Origin of the sequence: Candidatus Propionivibrio aalborgensis, assembly GCF_900089945.1 — a bacterium.
Taxonomy (GTDB): Bacteria; Pseudomonadota; Gammaproteobacteria; order Burkholderiales; family Rhodocyclaceae; genus Propionivibrio; species Propionivibrio aalborgensis.
This window is the reverse complement of record NZ_FLQY01000287.1, coordinates 1-3,772: the sequence shown is the minus strand read 5'-3', so window position 1 is coordinate 3,772 and position 3,772 is coordinate 1. Positions and strand designations below refer to the sequence as shown.

Annotated in this window: 2 protein-coding genes; both read left to right on the top strand. The window is 60.1% G+C overall.

Annotated elements, in window-relative coordinates:
* On the top strand, nt 1–2,050 hold a 2,050-nt coding region (locus tag PROAA_RS13050; protein ID WP_186411757.1), incomplete at its 5' end, for a nitrate reductase subunit alpha.
* A gap of 93 nt (nt 2,051–2,143) precedes the next feature.
* A partial coding sequence (gene narH / locus PROAA_RS13045; protein WP_222102264.1) for a nitrate reductase subunit beta occupies nt 2,144–3,772 on the top strand: 1,629 nt, incomplete at its 3' end.

Sequence of the window (3,772 nt, the reverse complement as noted above, 5' to 3'; positions counted from 1 at the left end):
CGGCTGCATCGGACAAAGCGGCGGCGGTTGGGCGCACTATGTGGGCCAGGAAAAGCTGCGGCCCCAGACCGGCTGGACCGCCCTCGCCTTTGCCCTGGACTGGATCCGCCCGCCACGCCAGCAAAACAGCACCAGCTTCTTCTATGCCCACACCGACCAGTGGCGCTATGAAAAACTGGGCATGGAAGAAGTCATCTCCCCGCTCGCCGACCAGAAACTGTACGGCGGCAGCATGATCGACTACAACGTGCGCGCCGAGCGCATGGGGTGGCTGCCATCCGCGCCGCAACTCAAGACCAATCCTCTGCAAGTGGTGCGGGATGCCGTCGCCGCGGGCGTCGATCCCAAGGACTACACGGTCAAAGGACTCAAGGACGGCTCGCTCGCCATGAGCTGCGAAGATCCGGATCATCCGGACAACTGGCCGCGCAACTTGTTTGTCTGGCGATCCAACCTGCTGGGCTCCAGCGGCAAGGGCCACGAGTATTTCCTCAAGCACCTCCTGGGCACCAGCCATGGTGTGCAGGGCAAGGACCTGGGCAAGGACGATGCCAAACCAAGCGAAGTCGTCTGGCACGACAAGGCGCCTGAAGGCAAACTGGATCTGCTGGTGACGCTGGATTTCCGCATGAGCACCACCTGCCTGTATTCCGACATCGTGCTGCCGACGGCGACCTGGTACGAGAAGAACGATCTCAATACCAGCGACATGCACCCCTTCATTCACCCGCTATCGACCGCCGTCGATCCGGCCTGGCAGTCACGCAGCGACTGGGAAATCTACAAGGGTTTCGCCAGGAAGTTCAGCGAAGTCTGTGTCGGCCATCTAGGCGTCGAGCGCGAAATGGTGCTCTCGCCGCTGATGCACGATTCGCCCGCCGAACTGGCCCAACCGTTTGGCGTGCAGGACTGGAAGCGCGGCGAAGTCGACCTGATTCCAGGCAAGACGGCGCCGAACATGGTGGTGGTCGAACGCGATTACCCCAATGTGTACAAGCGTTTCACGGCGCTCGGCCCGTTGATGGACAAGGTCGGCAATGGCGGCAAAGGCATCGCCTGGAATACGCAGACCGAAGTCAAGCAGCTCGGCGAACTCAACGGCCTTACCACCGCCGAAGGCGTAACCTGCGGCATGCCGAAGATCGAATCCGACATCGACGCCTGCGAAGTCGTACTGCAACTGGCGCCGGAAACCAACGGGCACGTTGCCGTAAAAGCCTGGGAAGCTCTGGGCAAGCAGACCGGAATCGATCACACGCACCTGGCACTGTACCGCGAGGACGAAAAAATCCGTTTCCGCGACATCCAGGCACAGCCGCGCAAGATCATCAGTTCGCCAACGTGGAGCGGTATCGAATCCGAAACCGTGTCGTACAACGCGGGCTACACCAATGTGCATGAGCTGATTCCATGGCGCACCCTGACGGGCCGCCAGCAGTTCTACATGGATCACCCCTGGATGACGGCGTTTGGCGAGGGATTCTCCAGCTACCGTCCGCCGGTGGATTTGAAGACGACGGCGGGTATTCAGAACATCAAGCCCAATGGCAACAAGGAAATCGCGCTCAACTTCATCACGCCGCACCAGAAGTGGGGAATTCACTCCACCTACTCCGACAATCTGATGATGCTGACGCTCAACCGTGGCGGCCCCGTCATCTGGCTGAGTGAAGACGACGCCAAAGTGGCCGGCATCGTCGATAACGACTGGGTGGAATTGTTCAACATCAACGGCGCAATTGCCGCGCGCGCCGTAGTCAGCCAGCGGGTCAACCCCGGCATGGTTTTGATGTACCACGCTCAGGAAAAAATCGTCAATACGCCCGGTTCGGAAATCACCGGCATCCGGGGCGGCATTCACAACTCCGTGACCCGCATTGTGCTCAAACCAACGCACATGATCGGCGGTTACGCCCAGTTCAGCTACGGGTTCAACTACTACGGAACCATCGGCACCAATCGCGACGAGTTTGTCGTGGTGCGCAAGATGAACAAGGTGGACTGGCTCGATGATGAAACCGAAGCGGCCGCCGCAACGGCCCAGGCGTAAGGAGAGATTTATGACCCCCCACGCTCATAACCATTCGCTGCCCCTCGAGGGGGCGTTCGTCTCCGTTGAGACGGCTCTGCAGGAGACTCGTTCATGAAAATTCGCGCTCAAATCGGCATGGTGCTGAACCTCGACAAATGCATCGGCTGCCACACCTGCTCAGTCACCTGCAAGAACGTCTGGACCAGTCGCCCCGGCATGGAGTACGCCTGGTTCAACAATGTCGAAACCAAGCCAGGCATCGGTTATCCCAAGGAATGGGAGAACCAGGACAAATGGAACGGCGGCTGGCATCGTCTGGCCAACGGCAAGATCGAGCCGCGCCAGGGCGGTAAGTGGAAGCTGCTGATGCGCATCTTCGCCAATCCCAATCTGCCGGAGATTGACGACTACTACGAGCCTTTTACCTTCGACTACGATCATCTGCAGTCGGCGCCGGAAATGAAAGCTGCCCCAACGGCCCGCCCGCGCAGCCTGATTACCGGCAAGCGCATGGAGAAAATCGTCTGGGGGCCGAACTGGGAAGAAATTCTCGGTGGCGAGTTCTCCAAGCGCAGTAAGGACAAGAATTTCGACGATATCCAGAAGGATATCTACGGGCAGTTCGAAAACACCTTCATGATGTACCTGCCCCGCCTGTGCGAGCACTGCCTCAATCCGGCGTGCGTGGCCAGTTGCCCGTCAGGCTCGATCTACAAGCGCGAAGAGGACGGCATCGTGCTGATCGACCAGGACAAGTGCCGCGGCTGGCGCATGTGCGTCTCCGGATGCCCCTACAAGAAGATCTACTACAACTGGAAATCGGGCAAGGCCGAGAAGTGCATTTTCTGCTACCCGCGAATCGAGGCCGGTCAGCCAACGGTATGTTCGGAAACCTGCGTCGGCCGCATCCGTTACCTCGGCGTGCTGCTTTACGACGCCGACCGCATCGAAGCCGCTGCCAGCGTCGAACACGACCGCGACCTCTACCAAGCGCAACTCGATGTGTTTCTCGATCCGAACGACCCGAAGGTCATCGAGCAGGCCCGCATTGACGGCATTCCGGATCTATGGATGGATGCCGCGCGCAAGAGCCCGGTGTACAAGATGGCGATGGACTGGAAGGTGGCGCTGCCCCTGCACCCCGAGTACCGCACCCTGCCGATGGTCTGGTATGTGCCGCCGCTCTCCCCCATCAGTGCCGCCGCCAACGCCGGTCACATCGGCGCCAATGGCGAGATACCGGATGTCAAGCAGTTGCGCATCCCGGTCAAGTATCTGGCCAATATGCTGACGGCTGGCGACACACAGCCTGTCGAACGCGCGTTGGAGCGCATGCTGGCCATGCGTGCCTACCAGCGTGAAAAACACGTCGATGGGCGCATAAACACGGCCGTACTGGAGCAGGTCAACATGACCCCGGCACAGGTTGAAGAGATGTATCACGTGATGGCCATCGCCAACTACGAAGACCGCTTCGTGATCCCCAGCACACATCGCGAGTACGCCGAAAACACCTTCGACGTGCGCGGCGGCTGCGGCTTCTCGTTCGGCAACGGATGCTCAGACGGCGCCAACGAGACCATGATCGATCTGGCGCAGACCTACGAGAAGGCCGGATTGTTTCTGGCGCCCGGTGAGCTGCCGGACTATCTGCCGGTGGTGCTTGAATTCGTCTCAACGCAGCCGCCGCGCGAGGCCCGCGCCTTCCTGGGCGAGATGGCGCACATCTTCAACGCCATC